Source organism: Telluria sp. ZB4P37, assembly GCF_059685855.1.
Window position 1 is genome coordinate 1 of record NZ_JCASID010000013.1, and the last position, 17,229, is coordinate 17,229.

The 17,229-nt window shown below is 64.4% G+C and carries 15 protein-coding genes; 12 read left to right on the top strand and 3 right to left on the bottom strand.

Features of this window, described 5'->3' with window-relative positions:
- Positions 1–214: 214 nt before the first annotated feature.
- Complete coding sequence (locus AC56K1_RS18065; protein WP_497159183.1) at positions 215–3,271, bottom strand: Rne/Rng family ribonuclease; 3,057 nt, start codon at positions 3,269–3,271, stop codon at positions 215–217.
- 682 nt (positions 3,272–3,953) lie between these two features.
- On the opposite strand from AC56K1_RS18065, the gene AC56K1_RS18070 reads away from it, so the two are divergent.
- From AC56K1_RS18070 to AC56K1_RS18085, 4 genes are read left to right on the top strand one after another with little or no spacing between them, the layout of a single operon-like run.
- The gene (locus AC56K1_RS18070; RefSeq protein WP_497159184.1) at positions 3,954–4,937 is read left to right on the top strand and encodes an RluA family pseudouridine synthase; all 984 of its coding nucleotides are present in this window, start codon (positions 3,954–3,956) and stop codon (positions 4,935–4,937) included.
- A gap of 59 nt (positions 4,938–4,996) precedes the next feature.
- Positions 4,997–5,656: an HAD-IA family hydrolase gene (locus AC56K1_RS18075; protein ID WP_497159185.1), complete on the top strand. Its 660-nt coding sequence runs from the start codon at positions 4,997–4,999 to the stop codon at positions 5,654–5,656.
- A 16-nt stretch (positions 5,657–5,672) separates the two neighbouring features.
- The gene (locus AC56K1_RS18080) at positions 5,673–6,056 is read left to right on the top strand and encodes a Rieske (2Fe-2S) protein (RefSeq protein WP_497159186.1); all 384 of its coding nucleotides are present in this window, start codon (positions 5,673–5,675) and stop codon (positions 6,054–6,056) included.
- Positions 6,057–6,081: 25 nt separating this feature from the next.
- Positions 6,082–7,095, top strand: coding sequence for a S49 family peptidase (locus AC56K1_RS18085; protein WP_497159187.1), 1,014 nt, complete (start codon positions 6,082–6,084; stop codon positions 7,093–7,095).
- 232 nt (positions 7,096–7,327) lie between these two features.
- Here AC56K1_RS18085 and AC56K1_RS18090 read toward each other — a convergent pair whose 3' ends face one another.
- Entirely contained in the window at positions 7,328–7,681 is a 354-nt protein-coding gene (locus tag AC56K1_RS18090) for a hypothetical protein (RefSeq protein WP_497159188.1), read from the bottom strand.
- Between the two features lie 246 nt (positions 7,682–7,927).
- On the opposite strand from AC56K1_RS18090, the gene AC56K1_RS18095 reads away from it, so the two are divergent.
- The 3 genes from AC56K1_RS18095 to AC56K1_RS18105 all read left to right on the top strand — a co-directional run bounded on the left by AC56K1_RS18095 (position 7,928) and on the right by AC56K1_RS18105 (position 11,042).
- Positions 7,928–8,647, top strand: coding sequence for a pseudouridine synthase (locus AC56K1_RS18095; protein WP_497159189.1), 720 nt, complete (start codon positions 7,928–7,930; stop codon positions 8,645–8,647).
- A 239-nt stretch (positions 8,648–8,886) separates the two neighbouring features.
- Positions 8,887–9,966 (top strand): phospholipase A, encoded by a 1,080-nt coding sequence (locus AC56K1_RS18100; RefSeq protein ID WP_497159190.1) that lies wholly within the window; start codon positions 8,887–8,889, stop codon positions 9,964–9,966.
- A 77-nt stretch (positions 9,967–10,043) separates the two neighbouring features.
- On the top strand, positions 10,044–11,042 hold the full coding sequence (locus tag AC56K1_RS18105) for a fumarylacetoacetate hydrolase family protein (RefSeq protein ID WP_497159191.1): 999 nt from the start codon (positions 10,044–10,046) through the stop codon (positions 11,040–11,042).
- On the opposite strand, the gene AC56K1_RS18110 is transcribed toward AC56K1_RS18105, so the two are convergent.
- A complete protein-coding gene (locus AC56K1_RS18110) occupies positions 11,039–12,208 on the bottom strand; it encodes a hypothetical protein (RefSeq protein WP_497159192.1) in 1,170 nt (389 codons plus the stop codon). The two genes, AC56K1_RS18105 and AC56K1_RS18110, sit on opposite strands and share 4 nt — an antisense overlap.
- A gap of 250 nt (positions 12,209–12,458) precedes the next feature.
- Here AC56K1_RS18110 and AC56K1_RS18115 point away from each other — a divergent pair, with 250 nt between their 5' ends.
- The 5 genes from AC56K1_RS18115 to rfbC all read left to right on the top strand — a co-directional run bounded on the left by AC56K1_RS18115 (position 12,459) and on the right by rfbC (position 17,075).
- Positions 12,459–13,610: an MraY family glycosyltransferase gene (locus tag AC56K1_RS18115; RefSeq protein ID WP_497159193.1), complete on the top strand. Its 1,152-nt coding sequence runs from the start codon at positions 12,459–12,461 to the stop codon at positions 13,608–13,610.
- A gap of 78 nt (positions 13,611–13,688) precedes the next feature.
- The gene (rfbB, locus tag AC56K1_RS18120) at positions 13,689–14,750 is read left to right on the top strand and encodes a dTDP-glucose 4,6-dehydratase (protein WP_497159194.1); all 1,062 of its coding nucleotides are present in this window, start codon (positions 13,689–13,691) and stop codon (positions 14,748–14,750) included.
- Positions 14,747–15,652, top strand: a complete 906-nt coding sequence (gene rfbD, locus AC56K1_RS18125) for a dTDP-4-dehydrorhamnose reductase (RefSeq protein WP_497159195.1) — start codon at positions 14,747–14,749, stop codon at positions 15,650–15,652. The genes rfbB and rfbD overlap by 4 nt, the downstream gene beginning before the upstream one ends.
- Complete coding sequence (rfbA, locus tag AC56K1_RS18130) at positions 15,649–16,533, top strand: glucose-1-phosphate thymidylyltransferase RfbA (RefSeq protein WP_497159196.1); 885 nt, start codon at positions 15,649–15,651, stop codon at positions 16,531–16,533. The genes rfbD and rfbA overlap by 4 nt, the downstream gene beginning before the upstream one ends.
- Positions 16,530–17,075, top strand: coding sequence for a dTDP-4-dehydrorhamnose 3,5-epimerase (gene rfbC, locus AC56K1_RS18135; protein WP_497159197.1), 546 nt, complete (start codon positions 16,530–16,532; stop codon positions 17,073–17,075). The genes rfbA and rfbC overlap by 4 nt, the downstream gene beginning before the upstream one ends.
- Positions 17,076–17,229: the final 154 nt, after the last annotated feature.

Genomic DNA, 17,229 nt, shown 5'->3' on the forward strand with positions numbered 1-17,229 from the left:
AACTCGGGGTTTTTACAACCCTAAACCTTTACCTGCAACCCCCTCCCGATACCCTTCAGCAACTCATCTTCGGTAGCCCCTGGCAACTCATCTGCCACTTATCTTGGACAGCAGTGCCCCAAGGCGGGAACCCAGTTTTCCGTATGTACCCATCAGTACAAACGAAAAAAAGGGAAGCCGAAGCTCCCCTTTCTTAACGTTCTACATCACGACTTTACTGACGGCTGGTATCCACCTGGATCAGCGGCTCGTCCACCGGTACGACCACCGGTTTGCGGGCACGGCCGACGCGCTGGGTCGACGCGGCCTGGGCGGCGGCTTCCTGTGCGGCGCGCAGCTTTTCCGGATCGGTCGATGCCAGTTGCAGGCCGGCCTTGGACAGCACGTCGTCCATGTTCACCGGAGCCTGGGCGACGACAGGTGCAGGTGCGACCGGGGCTGGCGCCACGGGCGCTGGCGCGGCTGCAACCGGTGCCGGAGCAGCTTGCACAGGTGCCGGAGCAACTTCCACAGGTGCCGGCGCTGCAGCAACCGGAGCAGGAGCAGGAGCAGGAGCAGGAGCAGGAGCAACTTCGACAGCCGGAGCGGCCGCAGCTTGCGCTGCCGCCACCGACGCAGCGGTCGGGAAGGCCCATGCACCCGCTTCGCCGGCAGCAGTCGCCACCGGTGCAACAGCAGGAGCAGCAGCTGGCGCCGAAGCAGCGGCAACCGGAGCAGCAACAGGCGCCTCGGCTTGCGCCTTGGCAGCGGCAGCAGCAGCCACCGACGCCGAGGTTGGGAATGCCCACGGTGCCGGCTCGGTCGATGCCGCGGCCTGCTTGGCCCTTGGCGGACGACCCTGGGCAGCTACTTTCGCTGCTTCTTCGTCGGCAACTGGCGTAAAGGCCGGTGCGCCTTCAGCACCTTCCATGGCCTCGCTACCCTCGCTACCGTCACGGTCGCGGCGGTTGCGGTTGCGGCCACCGCGGCGGCGGCGGCGGCGTGGCTCGTCGCCGTCGGCGTCGAGTTCCTCGCCGGCAGGACCGGTCGAGGCGACTTTCACCGCGTGCTCGAGCACGTCGCCGTGCGGGGTGCTGGTGGACAGTTCGGTCTCGATCGCCGGCACCGGGGTGGCGTGCAGCTTCAGCTCTTCTGCCTTGGCTTCGACCGGCTGGGCCGCGGCGCGCTCGCCGCGCTCACGCGGCTGGCGCGGTGCGCGTTCCTTGCGCTCGCCCGGTTCCGGACGTTCGCCACGCTCGGCGCGCGGTGCGGCTGGTGCGGCCTCGGCACCTTCACGCGACTCGCGCGGTGGGCGCGGTTCGCGTGGAGGACGCGGTGGACGTGCCGGCTTGCCTTCGAGTTCCGCGGCCTTCACGGTCTCGTCGCTCTTGCCGGTTGCGTCACGCTCGCTGCGGTCACGGCCGCCCTTGGCGCCACGGCCGCTGCCGTTGCGGCCGCGCTGGCCACGTTCGCCGCGATCACCGGTTACCGTTGCGGCCGGCTTCTCGGCCACGGCAGGCGCCGGCGCCGGTGCCGGTGGAACCGGCTCGCCCATGAAGAACTTGCGGATGCGGGCGAAGAAGCCCGTTTCGGCAGGCGCCGGGGCGGCGACTGGCGCTGCAACCGGGGCGGCAGCGACCGGCTTGACCGGCTTGGCAGCTTCGCTGCGGTCCACCATCGGGGCCGGCTGGGCCGGGGTGATGGTCTTGACCACGGCTTCCTGGCGCGGCTTGGCTTCTTCTTTCTGGCGCTTGGCGTAAGCCATGTCGGTGTCGGCCGATTCCGCCATCGTGTAGCTGGCGTGGGAGTCTTCCAGGCGCGGGTCGTCGTGCTTGATGCGCTCGAGCTTGTAGTGCGGCGTGTCGAGGTGCTTGTTCGGGATCAGAATCACGGTGATGCGGTGGCGGCTCTCGATCTTGAGCACTTCGCCGCGCTTCTCGTTGAGCAGGAAGGCGGCGACATCCACCGGCACCTGCACGTGGATCGCGGCCGAGTTTTCCTTCATCGCCTCTTCCTGGATGATGCGCAGGACTTGCAGGGCGGACGATTCGGTATCGCGGATGTGGCCGGTGCCCGAGCAGCGCGGGCAGGTCACATGCGAGCCTTCCGACAGCGACGGACGCAGGCGCTGGCGCGACAGTTCCATCAGGCCGAAGCGCGAGATCTTGCCCATCTGGACGCGTGCACGGTCGTGGTGCAGGGCGTCTTTCAGGCGGGTCTCGACTTCGCGCTGGTTCTTGGCGACTTCCATGTCGATGAAGTCGATCACGATCAGGCCGCCCAGGTCGCGCAGGCGCAGCTGGCGGGCGACTTCGTCGGCCGCTTCGCAGTTGGTGTTGAAGGCGGTGTTCTCGATGTCCGAGCCGCGCGTGGCGCGGGCCGAGTTGACGTCGATGGAGACCAGTGCTTCGGTGTGGTCGATGACGATCGCGCCGCCCGATGGCAGTGGCACGGTGCGCGCGTAGGCGGTTTCGATCTGGTGTTCGATCTGGAAGCGCGAGAACAGCGGCACGTCGTCGCTGTAGCGCTTGACGCGGTGCGCCATGTCCGGCATCACGTGGCTCATGAACTGCTGGGCCTGGTCGAAGATGTCGTCGGTGTCGATCAGGACTTCGCCGATGTCAGGCTGGAAATAGTCGCGGATCGCGCGGATCACGAGCGAGGACTCCTGATAAATCAGGAAGGCGCCGCCGGCCGACTTGCCGGCGCCTTCGATCGCGCGCCAGAGTTGCATCAGGTAGTTCAGGTCCCACTGCAGTTCTTCGACGTTGCGGCCGATGCCTGCGGTGCGGGCGATCACCGACATGCCCTGCGGCAGGTCGAGCTTGTCCATCGTCTCGCGCAGTTCCTGGCGTTCTTCGCCTTCGACGCGGCGCGACACGCCGCCGCCGCGCGGGTTGTTCGGCATCAGGACCAGGTAGCGGCCCGCCAGCGAGATGAACGAGGTCAGGGCTGCGCCCTTGTTGCCGCGTTCTTCCTTCTCGACCTGGACCATGATTTCCTGGCCTTCGCGCAGCGCTTCCTTGATGGTGCAGTTGCGTACGTCGACGCCGTCACGGAAATACGTGCGAGCGACTTCTTTGAAGGGGAGGAAACCGTGGCGGTCTTCGCCGTAGCTGACGAAGCAGGCTTCGAGGGAGGGTTCGATGCGGGTGATGACACCCTTGTAGATATTGGACTTGCGCTGTTCGCGTCCTGCAGTCTCAATGTCGATGTCGATCAGTTTCTGTCCATCGACGATCGCTACGCGCAGCTCTTCTTGCTGCGTAGCGTTAAACAACATACGTTTCATTTTTATAAACTCCGCGGCCCGGGGGCCGTGTCATGCCGCGTTTGTAAGACGCGGCGAAAGTACATGGGGATGTACGCGGAGAAAGAATGTTGGAGGGGGGAATACCCGGGCATGGGACACGGCGACGCGTAGCGTCGCGGCCGCACAGGGCGCAAATGGAGCCGAACGTCATTGTCTACGCACGCCGCAACCTGCAACTGCTTCCGACTGCCACCACGTTGGGGTGGGCACGGCGGGAACAGCGAGGCGGTGTGCAACAACGAGCCAGACCGAGGCAAGCGAACAACCGGGACCTTGATGCCGAGGCGATCAACCAGCCTTTATTCTCAAGCCTTCAGGTGAAGCCACCATCGGGTCGGGCCACAACGACAAGCGTTATCGACACCATCAACCGGCGAGCCGCCAAACGGGGCGGCTTGCTGGTACTTATCCTTATAAATCCAAACAATCCAATCCTGCACTCACGCGCGCAACCCGATTACAACTGCAGGTGCAACCCTGATTCGCGCCTGAATGTGCGTACACGTTTTTTCCATCGATTTGCACTCTGGCGGGGCCGATGGAGCGCGCCCCTGTGTAAAATATCGTTTTAATTCTTACACCAGCAGAGGTTTGACCGCCGCCTGTCGATTATATATTCAAAATGAAGGACTTAGAGAGAATTTCTGGGAAGACAATGCGAATGGCGATACAAAACGATGTTGTTCCCCCTTCATCACAGCAAGCACTACAGGCGCAGTTCCTCACCATCACCGAAGAAGAAGCCGGCCAGCGCATCGACAACTACCTGTTGCGCATCTGCAAAGGCGTCCCGAAGAGCCACGTCTACCGCATCCTGCGCTCGGGCGAAGTGCGGGTGAACAAGGGCCGCATCGACCAGCTCTACCGGCTGGTCGAAGGCGACGTGGTGCGCATCCCGCCGATCCGCATCGCCGAGAAGAGCAGTAGCCAGGTGGCACCAGGCGCCGAATTCGACATCGTGTTCGAAGACACGCACCTGCTCGTCATCGACAAGCCGGCCGGCGTGGCCGTGCATGGCGGCTCGGGCGTATCCTATGGCGTGATCGAGCAACTGCGCGCCTCGCGCCCGCAGGCCAAGTTCCTGGAACTGGTGCACCGGCTGGATCGCGAAACCTCGGGGCTGCTGCTGCTGGCAAAAAAGCGTTCCGCGCTGACCAACCTGCACGAGCAGATGCGCGACGGCCATACCGACAAGCGCTATCTCACGATGGTGCATGGCGACTGGATCAACAAGCGCCAGCATGTAAAGCTTCCTTTGCATAAATACACGACGGCGGACGGCGAGCGCCGCGTCGTGGTACAGGCCGGCGGCATGGAATCGCACACGGTCTTCAATTTGAAGCGCAAGTGGCAGGAGTTCGCCTTGCTGGAAGCCGAGCTGAAAACCGGGCGCACCCACCAGATCCGCGTGCACCTGGCCTCAAGCGGCTTCCCGATCCTGGGCGACGACAAATACGGCGATTTCCCGTTCAACAAGGCCTTGCAGAAGGGGACCGCCACCCGCGGCGCCCTGAAACGCATGTTCCTGCACGCGCACCAGATCACGTTCACGCATCCGGACACCGGCCAGCAAATGACGCTGCGCGCGGCTTTGCCTGCCGAGTGCGACCGATTCTTGGTAAGCTTGGGGCAACCCGTGGCATGAATGCCACATTTGCATAGTGATCAATACATAAGGAGCCGGCAGCAACCCTGTCGACAACAATGCCAAGAAAGCAATTTGACCTGATCGTCTTCGATTGGGACGGCACGCTGATGGACAGCACAGCGACCATCGTCCGCTGCATCCAGTCGGCGGCGCGCGACCTCGGCCTGCCGGTGCCGAGCGACGCCTCGGCCGCGCATGTCATCGGCCTCGGCCTGTCAGAGGCGATGCAGGCGGTGATGCCGGACATCGAGCCGGCCATGTACCCGCGCATGGTCGAGCGCTACCGCTACCATTACCTGACGAAGGACCACGAACTGGTGCTGTTCAAGGGCGTTCGCGAGATGTTGCGCGAACTGAAGCAGGAAGGCTATTTCCTCGCCGTGGCGACCGGCAAGAGCCGCGTCGGCCTGAACCGCGCGCTGAACGCGGCCGGGCTGCTCTCGACCTTTGATGCCACCCGCTGCGCCGACGAGACCTTCTCCAAGCCGCATCCGGCCATGCTGCAGGAACTCACCCGCGAACTGGGCCAGGTCTTGCGCCGCACCGTCATGATCGGCGACACCACCCACGACCTGATGATGGCGACCAATGCCGGCGCCTCCGGCGTCGCGGTCGAGTTCGGCGCCCATCCGGTGCACCAGCTGCAAGCCTGCCGGCCATTGTTCTCGGCCAAGTCAATTCCCGAACTGCATGCCTGGCTGCTGGAGAATGCATGAGGATGGTGGGATAATCGTGGAAGATCGCGGCATCTTCGTCTGTGAAGCCGCCGCGCTGCGCGATGGCGGCAAGGGCGTGCGCTTCCCGGTCATTGCCTATGGGCAGCCAACCACGGGCTTCGTGGTACGTTATGATGGTAAACCATTTGCCTATCTGAACCGTTGTGCCCATGTGCCGATCGAGCTCGACTGGTCACAGGGCGATTTTTTCGAGTCCAGCGGGCTGTACCTGATGTGCTCCACCCACGGCGCCATGTACGAACCGGATACCGGCACGTGCGCCGGCGGCCCGTGCCGGGGAGGGCGGCTGCGGCCGATCGCCGTGCTCGAGCACGATGACGGCATCTGGTGGCAGCCCGATGCGATGGTGCAGGCCCCGACAGCGGGCGAGACAGTTTAAGAATGTGGAACCGATTTTGGAACCTATGAGCGACCAACCGAGTCACGATCATCAAGCCGAGCTGCCAGCCGAAAAACGGCTCGCCGCCAACCCCACCGCGGGCAACTGGGAGCGCGAGACGCTCGAAAAGCTGGTCTTCGCCACCGTGCGCGAACGCCGCGCCGCGCGCCGCTGGGGCATCTTCTTCAAGCTGGGATTTTTGTTGCTGGGCATTATTGCCCTGCTAACCTATTACGATTCCACCTTCGGCCTGGGCGGCGACGAAAATCTCGGACGCCATACCGCTTTAATCGAAATTGATGGTGAGATCGAAGCAGAAGGCGGCGGCGCGGCCGATACCGTGATTCCTTCGCTGAACAAGGCCTTCTCCGATTCCGGCTCGGCGGCCGTAGTGCTGCGCATCGACAGCCCCGGCGGCAGCCCGGTCCAGGCCGGCATTATCGTCGACGAGATCCAGCGTCTCAAGCGCGGCTATCCGGACAAGCCTTTGTACGTGGTGGTCGACGAGATGTGCGCCTCGGGCGGCTATTACATTGCGTCGGCGGCCGACCGCATCTATGTGAACAAGGCCTCGATCGTCGGCTCGGTCGGCGTGCTGATGGACAGTTTCGGCTTTACCGGCACCATGGAAAAGCTCGGCGTCGAGCGGCGCCTGCTGACGGCCGGCGAAAACAAGGGTTTCCTGGATCCGTTCAGCCCGCAGTCGGACAAGCACAAGGCGCACGCCCAGGCCATGCTCAACGACATCCACCAGCAATTCATCTCGGTGGTGCGCGCCGGGCGCGGCAAGCGCCTGAAAGAAACCCCGGACATGTTCTCGGGCCTGTACTGGACCGGGGCGAAAGCCGTGGAGATGGGCCTGGCCGACGGCTTCGGCACGGTCGACACCGTGGCGCGCGACATCGTCAAGGCCGAGGATATTGTCGACTACACCGCCCACGAAGGCTTGCCGGAGCGGGTGCTGAAAAAGTTCGGCGCAGCGGTGGGCAACGGGGCCGTCAATGCCGCTTACCGGGGCGCGGTACCGCAATTACGATGACATTTTGCTTGCATCCTGCGTTACTTGTTCTATATTGTGTGTAGCGACTTACGGGACGGGCAGGCCACACTGCAAGATTGTGTGAAGATCCCCAACTGAAAGACGCGCCCCCATACTGCACTTCGGGTGCGGCTCGAGAGAATTCAATTCCTCACAGTTGTGTTCCTTTCCAGGAAGGAAACGGCGGCTCCGGCCGTCGTTTTCATTTGCAGGCCATCCCTGAGCGCTGTTCTTAGTTGCAGGCATCGACTTGCTGGGTATCGCCATTCGGCACATCCTGAGACTTGAGAGGAAGAAAAGTTTGGCCGCACACGGGCGCGTCGGCAGCCTGGTCGTCGGCCGCGTGGAAGCCGCCGCACTCGAGCCAGGCCTGGAAGTCGTGCCGCGCCGCTGCGTAGAAGGCAGCGCGCAGGGGAGGCACGCCCGGATGCAGGTGGGGTGTCTCGCCGCCATATTGCCAGCGCGCCAGGGCAAGCTGGGCCGGAAATCCGGAAACGTAAAATTGGGCAATCCGGTGCCGTTCCGCAGTGTTATTACGTGGCGGGAATGCTTTGTTGGTCAGTTGCGCGTCGGTATGCACGGTCATGTCCTATTCTTCGATGCGAGGACAGTCTGCTGTAAAGATTGCCTCGGGCCGTTAGGCGGATTCCTAACGCGTTGAAGTGTATCAATAGAAAATTTTCGAAGCTTGACGTTTGTCAAATGAGCGTATGCACGAACCCATGCGGGCTATTCCGGCTGCGGGGGGAGGAATCTTTACGCGGATGGGCTAGGGGACTGCCGGGGAGGTCCGGCTAGTTCGGGCCAGTCCGTTCTGGTAAAGTGGCGCCCCATGAGCAAACTTTCCCTCGACCGCATCCTGCAATCGCAGGGTTTCGGCACCCGCAAATACTGCCGCGCCCTGATCGAGGACGGCGACGTGTCGGTCAACGGCACGCTTGAGGACAATTACAAGGCCACCTTCGATACCGCCGACCTGGTGCTGACGGTCTTCGACGAGGAATGGCGCTACCGCGAGCACCTCTACCTGGCGCTGTACAAGCCGGCCAATTTCGAATGCTCGCGCAAGCCCAGCCACCACCCTGGCGTGTTGACTTTGTTGCCTGAGCAGTTCACCTGGCGCGAAGTGCAGCCTGTCGGCCGGCTCGACCACGACACCACCGGGCTGCTCCTGATGTCCGACGACGGCCCCTTCATCCACGCGCAATCCTCGCCGAAGCGCCACGTGCCCAAGGTCTACCAGGCCACGACCGCCGAGCCGGTGACGCCTGAGCTGGTGGAGCAATTGCTGGCCGGCGTGCAGCTGCACGACGAGCCGGCGCCGCTCAAGGCCCTGTCGTGCGTGCAGCGCGGTGAGCACCTGCTCGAGATCGTGCTGGAGCAGGGCAAGTACCATCAGGTCAAGCGCATGCTGGCTGCGGCGGGAAACCATTGCAGTGCGCTGCACCGGTCGCAGATCGGCGCTCTGACGCTGGAAGCACTGGGGCTGCAGGAGGGGGAGTGGTGCTTCCTCGAGAAGGAACAGCTGGAGTTGTTAGTTCCATCAATGTAGCCACTATCCCGTAAGGTGGCCAAGTTCCTTGCCCACGCGGTGATAGTTAGCGGGTGAAATGCCGGGCGCGATGATCTTGCCGCTGGCTGACCGCGTGGGCAGAATCTGCCCACGCTACGAGCGACGATTGTTGCACTGCAGTAACCCGTGCGACACGCATCCGCCATTTCCACGAAACTGTTGAGAATCCGTAATGTCATTGACATCACGGCCGTTCAGCCGTTTCCGAAGAAAGTCCCATGCATTTGAAATCGATTCCCGCAACACTATTACCGCTCCTGCTAGCCGTACCCGCCACCGCCCAGCAACTCCCCTCCCAGCTAACAAGCTGCGCCCAGGTCGCCGACACCATCCGGCGCCTTGCCTGCTTCGACCGCCTGGCCGCCGCCCATGGCGCAATCAATGCGCCGGCCGTATCCGTGGTCAGTGCAAGCGCCGCAGCCACGCCGGCCATGCAGCCCACCGCCTTCCCGGTCAAGCCCCAGCCCGACGAGGCCGGCTCGATCGACCCCGCCGTCGAAGCCGCTGCCGACTACACCACGGACGTCCACTGGGAACTGAACGAGAAACACCGTCGCGGCACCTTCGTGTTCCGCCCGCATAACCCGAACTACCTGACTGCGAACCGCAGCTACCGGCCGAACGAGTCGCCCTACGAGCCCTTCCGCGCCAAGGATTTCAACGGCAAGCTCTCGCACGCCGAACTGGAATTCCAGCTCGGCTTCAAGATGAAGCTGGTCGAGACCGCGTTCGAACTGCCGGTCGACCTGTGGTTCGGTTATACCCAGAACAGTTTCTGGCAGGCCGCCAACCGCGAATCGTCCAGTCCTTTCCGCGAAACCAATTACCAGCCCGAGCTGATGCTGGTGACGCCGCTGAACTTCAGCGTGCTGGACACCAACGTGAAGTTCCTGAACCTGGGCTTCACCCACCAGTCGAATGGCCAGTCGTCCAGCCTGTCGCGCAGCTGGAACCGCTTCTATGCCCAGGTCGGCCTGGAACGCGGTCCGTTGAGCATGAGTGCGCGCGTCTGGAAGCGGGTCCACGAGTCGATCGAAGAAGACAACAACCCGGACATCCTCGACTACCTCGGCCACGCCGAGTTGAGCGGCACCTACCGCATGGACGGGCACGAGTTCTCGGCCCTGCTGCGCCGAAACCTGCACACGAACAAGGGCGCGACCCAGCTCGGCTGGGCCTTCCCGCTGGCCGGGCCGCTCAAGGGCTATGTCAACTGGTTCTCGGGCTATGGCCAGAGCCTGATCGACTATAACTATTTCCAGCGAAGCATAGGCGCCGGCGTCATGGTCAAGTATTAAGAGCGCCTGAAAATTCCCCTGGGTCTTGTCAGGCGCTCTCTGGCGATTAGAATGGCGGGTTGCCACAGGAGCCTGTCATGAAACTCGCCACACTCAAAGACGGTAGCCGCGACGGCCAATTGCTGGTCGTCTCGCGCGACCTGAAGACCGCCCACGTCGCCGACGGCATCGCGCCCACATTGCAGGCCGCGCTCGACGACTGGGCCTTCATCGCGCCCCAGTTGCACGACCTCTACCTGCTGCTCAACGAGGGCAGGGCCGAGGGCCATGCCCGCCGTCCTTTCGATTTCGATCCGGCCAACTGCATGGCCCCGCTGCCGCGCGCCTACCAGTGGGCCGACGGTTCGGCCTATGTGAACCACGTGGAACTGGTGCGGCGCGCACGCAAGGCCGAGATGCCGGCGTCGTTCTGGGAAGACCCGTTGATGTACCAGGGCGGCAGTGACGATTTCCTGGGGGCGATGGACGATATCGTGCTGGCGCACGAGGAATGGGGCATCGATTTCGAGGCCGAAGTGGCGGTGGTGACCGGCGACGTGCCGATGGGTGCCACGCCCGACGAAGCCCACGGCCAGATCCGCCTGCTCATGCTGGCCAACGACGTCTCGCTGCGCAACCTCATCCCCGACGAGCTGGCCAAGGGCTTCGGCTTTTTGCAGTCAAAGCCCGCCACCAGCTTTTCGCCAGTCGCCATTACGCCGGATGAGCTGGGCGACGCCTGGCGCGGCGGCAAGGTCCACCTGCCGCTGCGCTCGACCTGGAACGGCCACCTGGTCGGGCAGCCGCATGCCGGCACCGACATGGTGTTCAACTTCCCGCAACTGGTGGCCCACCTGGCCAAGAGCCGCAACGTGCGCGCCGGCAGCATCGTCGGCTCGGGCACGGTGTCGAACAAGGATGCAAAGAAGGGTTATTCGTGCATCGCGGAGCAGCGCTGCCTGGAAATGATCGCCGACGGCGAGGCCAGCACGCCTTTCATGCGCTTCGGCGACACGATCCGCATCGAGATGCTGGATGAGAAGGGCAAGTCGGTATTCGGCGCGATCGACCAGGCGGTGAAGAAGGCCGGGGGTTAACGGCCCGACCAGAAGCTGTCCGGCGCGCCCGAGCCGCGCAGGTCGATCTCGACCGGCCGGGTGATCCGCCGCAGCGCCTCGGCCTGCAGCAGCCGCCCGTCCGGCTCGTGCAGCCGGTACCAGAGGAAGGCCACGCCGGACAGGCGCAGGTGCTGGCCGGTGAACAGGTTTTCCTTCACGATGCTCAAGCCTTCCAGCCGCAGGTCGGCGTCCAGCACCAGGCTGCCCGCGGTGCGTTCGCTGTAGCCGAGGTAGCGGGCGGCATTGAACAGCGGGCTCTTGTCGCTGGCCTCGCCGGCCTTGAGCGAGTCGACGAAGGTATCGACGAGCTTGAGCTGCGCCAGCGCCGCCTGGGCCACGGCGGCGAATTCCTTCTTCTGCTCGCCCTTGGCGGCATCCAGCAGGCCCTGCAGCTCGGCGATGCGCCCGGCGTAGGCCGCGCGGTGCCCGGCAAGCGCGCCGACCCGGCCGAGCAGCTTTTCGTAGCGCGCCCAGTCGAGCTCGCCAAGATAGCCCGCGCCCAGCCCGCTGATGCTGCCCGGGCAAGCCTGCGCCAGTGCGCTGGCAAACAGGCTGCGCGCGCCTTCGCCATAGCCGATGCCGCTTGCTGCGACGTCGCTGCGCAGCAGGGCGGCGACATCGGCACCGGCGCGCACGACCGCCGGCACCACGGCCAGCACCGCCAGCGGCAGCGCGGCCGCACCCGAGCCGGGCGGGCGGTTGGTGTCGAGATAGAGCTGGAGCTCCTTGTTCTTGGTCGCCATGTCGCTGGACAGGCGGGCGAGGGCGCTGTCAACGGTGCGCGCCGCCACCATGCCCTGGGCCGTGACCGGATCGTAGAGGGCGGCCGGGCGGCCGGCGGGCAGACGCGTGCACAGATCAAGCGCGAGCTCGCGCGCCAGGTCGAAGGCGCGCACCAGCCCGGCGGCGCCGAACTGGCGCGTATCCACGCTGCCGGCCAGGACCTTGGACTGGCTTGGGGGCAGCCGCGCCAGCAGCTCGGCGCGCTCGGCTTCCGCGGTCGCCTGGCGCGCTTCCGCTTCGAGCTGGCGGGTGCGCAGTTCGGCCAGTCCGGTCGCCGGCTGGGCCTGCGCCGCTGCAGTGAGCGTCAGAAAAAATAGTAGAAAAAAGCGCAAGGTGGCAGGGCGCCGGAGACAGGAAGCCATGGACCATCTTTCATGAGTTGCTGCGCTACTCAGCAATAAAGTTTCTGCAAGAAAAGTGTAACAAATTGTGGAGAAATATTATGAGAAGTTTCAGGAAGCTTGATTGTGGATAATCAAACTTCTTAGAATCGTTTAATTGTTCTTTCACAATCAAAGACTTGCATTCACTGCTTGTGAAACAGCTTGTAACACGATTGGGCCTTGGTGAATTTGAAATGCGATAGAATTGACGAGTTAACAAAGTGGTTCTATGAGTATTTTTAATCTCCCCTACGCCGGCCTCGAGCTCGGCTTCGCCATCACGCTGGCCTGTTCGCTGCTGCTCGTCCTGACGACGCGCTGGCACGGCCGCTATTCGCTCGACGCGACGCAAGGCGTACAAAAATTCCATATCACCCCGACGCCGCGCGTCGGCGGCGCCGCCATCATGCTCGGCCTGTGGCTGACGCTGGGCGCGCTGCCGGGCGGCCAGCAGGAGCTGCTGCTGCCGGTGCTGGTGGCCGCCATGCCCGCCTTCGTGTTCGGCCTGGCCGAAGACCTGACCGGCAATGTTTCGGTGCGGGCGCGCCTGCTCGCCACCATGGCCAGCGGCGTCTGCTGCTGGGGCCTCACGGGCATCAGCCTGGTATCCAGCGGCGTGGAGCCGCTCGACGCGCTGCTGGCCTGGCTGCCGTTCTCGGTGCTGTTCACGGCCTTTGCGGTGGGCGGCGTGGCCAATGCGGTCAATATCATCGATGGCTTCAACGGCCTGGCCAGCGGCACCGTCCTGATCGGCATGGCGGCGGTCGGCCTGATTGCCCAGAACGCGGGCGACGCAGAACTGGCCCAACTGTGCTTCATCGTCTGCGCGGTCACCGCCGGCTTTTTCGTGGTGAATTTTCCCTTCGGCAAGCTGTTCCTGGGCGACGGCGGGGCCTACCTGCTCGGCTTCCTCTTGTCCTGGCTGTCGGTCATGCTGGTCTACCGCAACCCGGGCGTCTCGCCCTGGGCGCCGCTGCTGGCCTGCGCTTACCCGATCTTCGAAACCCTGTTCACCATCGGGCGCCGCCTGTGGTGCCGCCGCCATCCGGGCCATCCGGACAGCTGGCATTTGCACAGCCTGGTGAAAACCGCGATCGCGGCGCGCTATTTCCGTGCGCTGCCGGCGCCGCTGCGCAATGCCTGCGTGTCGCCGTTCTCGTGGGCCGTCGCGGTCGTGCCGGCCATGCTGGCGGTGCGCTTCGCCGACATGCCCGAAGCCCTGCTGCAGGGCGTGCTGGCCAGCTTCATGCTGTACCTGTCGGTGTATGCCTTCGTGGTCTCGGCCTGGTGGGCGCGCCGCCGCCGCGCGAAGCGTCCGGAGCCGATTCAGAACATCGTGCTCGAGCAGCCGAACTCCTCCTTCATCCAGCGCGGGCTCTGAGCCTCCCACAAGTGGCGTAAAAGCGCCATAATCCGGGTTGGCGGGCGCATGCCCGGATTCAACGAACGCGGGTAGCGTATGACCATCCTTGTGACCGGGGGCGCAGGCTTCATCGGTTCGAATTTCGTGCTCGACTGGCTGGCGCAGGACAGCGAGCCGGTCGTCAACCTCGACAAGCTGACCTATGCCGGCAACCTGGCCAACCTGGCCGGCGTCAAAAGCGACGCGCGCCACCAGTTCGTGCGCGGGGACATCGGCGATGGTGAACTGGTCAGGCGCCTGCTGCGCGAACACCGGGTGCGTGCGGTGCTCAACTTCGCCGCCGAAAGCCATGTCGACCGCTCGATCGCCGGTCCCGCCGCCTTCATCGACACCAATGTGACGGGCAGCTTCCAGCTGCTGGAAGCGGTGCGCGGCTACTGGGCCGAACTGCCGGAAAACGAGCGCGCGCCTTTTCGCTTCCTGCACGTCTCCACCGACGAAGTCTACGGCTCGCTCGCACCTGATGCGCCAGCCTTCACCGAAGACCACCCCTACGCGCCGAACAGCCCCTATTCGGCCAGCAAGGCCGCATCGGACCACCTGGTGCGCGCCTGGCACCATACCTATGGCTTGCCGGTGCTGACCACGAATTGTTCCAACAACTACGGCCCTTTCCACTTCCCGGAAAAACTGATCCCGCTCGTGATCCACAACGCCCTCGCCGGGAAACCGCTGCCGGTGTACGGCGACGGGCGCCAGGTGCGTGACTGGCTGTATGTGCTGGACCACTGCAGCGCGATCCGCCGCGTGCTGGACGCCGGCCGGGTAGGGGAGACCTATAACATCGGCGGCTGCAACGAGATGGCAAACATCGACGTCGTCCATATCATTTGCGCGATCCTCGACGAGCTGCGCCCGCGCGCGGACGGCGCGCCTTACGCGGCCCAGGTGAGCTTCGTGAAGGACCGCCCGGGCCACGACCGCCGCTACGCGATCGACGCGAGCAAAGTCGGGCGTGAACTCGGCTGGCGCCCGGCGGAGACGTTTGACTCCGGGATTCGCAAAACCGTCGCCTGGTACCTGGCGCACCCGGACTGGGTGGCGAACGTCACCAGCGGCGCCTACCGCGAGTGGATTTCCGGGCACTACCAGGCATGAACATCCTCTTGTTCGGCAAGGATGGCCAGGTGGGCTGGGAGCTGGGAAGGGCGCTGGCGCCCCTCGGCGAACTGCGCGCGCTCGGCCACCTTGACGCCGACCTGCTTGACCTTGATGCGCTGCGCGCCTGCGTGCGCGCCTGGCAGCCGGACATCATCGTCAACGCCGCCGCCTACACCGCGGTCGACCGCGCCGAAACCGACGCAGCGCTGGCCCATCGCGTGAATGCGCTGGCGCCAGGCGTGCTGGCCGAGGAAGCGCAGGCCTGCGGCGCCTGGCTGGTGCAGTACTCGACCGACTACGTGTTCGACGGCCGCAAGGAGGGCGCTTACCTGGAAACCGACGCGGCCAACCCGCTGTCGGTCTATGGCCGCACCAAGTTCGAAGGCGAAGAACGCATCCGCGCCAGCGGCGCGCGCCACCTGATCCTGCGCACCGGCTGGGTGTTCGGGCGGCACGGCGATAACTTCGCCAAGATAATCCTGCGCCTGGCCAGGGAGCGCCGGCCTTTCGATGTCGTCGCCGACCAGACGGGGGCGCCGACCAGCGCGGAACTGCTGGCCGATGCCACCGCGCTGGCGCTGCACCGCATCGCCAGCATGGGCAGCGCCGCGCTGCCGCTATCGGGAACCTATCATCTGACTGCGTCGGGCCAGGCCAGCTGGCATGCCTACGCCTGCCACGTCGTGACGCAAGCGCTGGCCCACGGGGCCCGCTTGAAAGCCACGCCGGAACAGGTCACGCCGGTGGCCGCACGCGACTGGGGCGCGGCAGCCGCGCGTCCCGCCAATTCGCTACTCGATACCGCCAAGTTCCGCAGCGCCTTCGGCCTGGCGCTGCCCGACTGGCGCCACCACGTCAACCGTTTGATCGCCGAACTGGCAGAACAAGGAAAACCATGAAGCGCAAAGGCATCATCCTGGCCGGCGGCAGCGGCACGCGCCTGTACCCGGCCACGCTGGCGGTGTCGAAGCAGCTGATGCCGGTGTTCGACAAGCCGATGATTTATTACCCGCTCAGTACCCTGATGCTGGCCGGGATCCAGGAAATCCTCGTCATCTCGACCCCGCAGGACACGCCGCGCTTCGAGCAGCTGCTCGGCGACGGCTCGCGCTTCGGCCTCGACATCTCGTATGCGGTGCAGGCGTCCCCGGACGGCATCGCCCAGGCCTATTTGATCGGCGCGGACTTCCTGGCCGGCAGCCCCTCGGCGCTGGTCTTGGGCGACAACATCTTTTATGGCCATGACCTGTACCACATGCTGCACCGCGCGTCCGATCGCGAGGACGCCAGCGTATTCGCCTACCACGTGCAGGACCCGGAGCGTTATGGCGTGGTGGAGTTCGGGCTTGACGGCCGCGCCATCAGCCTGGAAGAAAAGCCGCGCGCCCCGCGCTCGAACTATGCGGTGACGGGCCTGTACTTCTACGACGGCGAGGCGGTCGAGATCGCGCGTACGCTTGCTCCTTCCGCGCGCGGCGAACTGGAAATCACCGACATGAACCGCACCTACATGGAACTGGGCCGGCTGCAGGTCGAGATCCTGCGCCGCGGCTACGCCTGGCTCGATACGGGCACCCACGAGTCGCTGCTCGACGCCAGTCATTTCATCGCCACCATCGAGCGGCGCCAGGGCCTGAAGGTCGCCTGCCCGGAAGAGATCGCTTACCGCATGGGCTGGATCAGCGCCGCCCAGCTCGCCGAACTGGCCGCGCCGATGCAGAACAACGGCTACGGCCAGTACCTGATGCGCGTGCTGAGTGAGCCGAACGTCATCCCATGATTGCCACGCCCCAGCCTATTGCTGATGTCTTGCTGCTCGAGCCGCGCGTGTTCGGCGACGAGCGCGGTTTCTTTTTCGAGAGCTTCAACGCGCGCCGCTTCGAAGAGATCCTCGGGCGGCCGGTGGAGTTCGTGCAGGACAGCCATTCGAAGTCGGCGGCCAATGTGTTGCGTGGCCTGCATTATCAGATCCGGCACCCGCAGGGCAAGCTGGTGCGCGTGATCGCCGGCAGCGTGTTCGATGTGGCGGTGGATCTGCGGCGCAGTTCGCCAACCTTCGGGCAATGGGTCGGCAACATCCTGAGCGCGGAGAACAAGCGGCAGATGTGGATTCCGCCAGGCTTTGCGCATGGTTTCCTGGCGCTGGAGGAGGGGGCGGAGTTCGTCTACAAATCGACCGATTATTATTTCCCGGAGCATGAGCGCTGCATTGCCTGGGACGACTCACAGCTGGCGATTCGCTGGCCGCTGGCGAGTGCGCCATCCTTGTCGAACCGCGACAGGCATGGGATGCCGTTTGCGGTGGCCGAACTGGCCGGCTGACCCGTGAAGTCCGCGGCATCTGGGATATCCCAACGAGCATCTCGCTTTTTTGTGCGCCCGGCACCGTACGTTTGCGGTGGCGCAAAGCGTCTACATGTTTCAGGCCTAGTGTAACGTGATAATTCACGCGTTTCACCCTGCTGTTAGCGAACTC